Origin of the sequence: Synechococcus sp. R8-2 (assembly GCF_047461715.1) — a bacterium.
In the GTDB taxonomy this organism is placed as follows: Bacteria; Cyanobacteriota; Cyanobacteriia; order Thermostichales; family Thermostichaceae; genus Thermostichus.
In genome coordinates, this window is record NZ_JANSHQ010000764.1 from 1 (window position 1) to 604 (window position 604).

1 protein-coding gene is annotated in these 604 nt (G+C 61.3%); it reads right to left on the reverse strand.

Features of this window, described 5'->3' with window-relative positions:
• Positions 1–604: response regulator (locus NW819_RS14530; RefSeq protein WP_414414182.1), on the reverse strand; the 604-nt coding region annotated here is incomplete at both ends.

Consider the following 604-nt stretch of genomic DNA (forward strand, 5'->3'; position numbering starts at 1 on the left):
CTTTGCCGATGTCGTGCAGGTAGCCGCCCCAGCGCAGGGCCTTGATCTGTTGACGAGACAGCCCCAAGTAACGACCAAACTGTTCCCCCATGACCACCAAGCGTTCGCAATGGTCACCCGTGGTGGGATCCCGACTTTCCACGGCGCGGGCAATGGCAAACAACACCTTGGCGGCGTGATCCAGATCTTCGTTCAAGCGCTTTTGGTGGATGGATGAGCGTACCCGCGCCAGCAGCTCCACGTGATCGAAGGGCTTGGTCAAAATGTCGTCGGCCCCCACCTGCATCCCCATCAGGCGATTGGAGCGGTCGGTCAGGGCTGTAATCAGCACAACGGGGATCAGGCGGGTCAGCTCATTGGCCTTCAGTTGCCGGCAGACATCGAACCCGCTCATGTTCGGCATCAGCACATCCAGCAGCACCAAGTCTGGCCGAAGCCGCTCCACAGCCTCCAAAGCCTCTTCGCCGTTGGTGGCCTCGCTCACGCGGAAGTGGGCCGACCGCAACAGCTCACCGATGTAGAGGCGGCTGCTGGCCTGATCGTCCACCACCAAAACATGATCCGCCTCCGCCAGCTTCGGGTTTAGACGGGGAAAGGGGGTGTG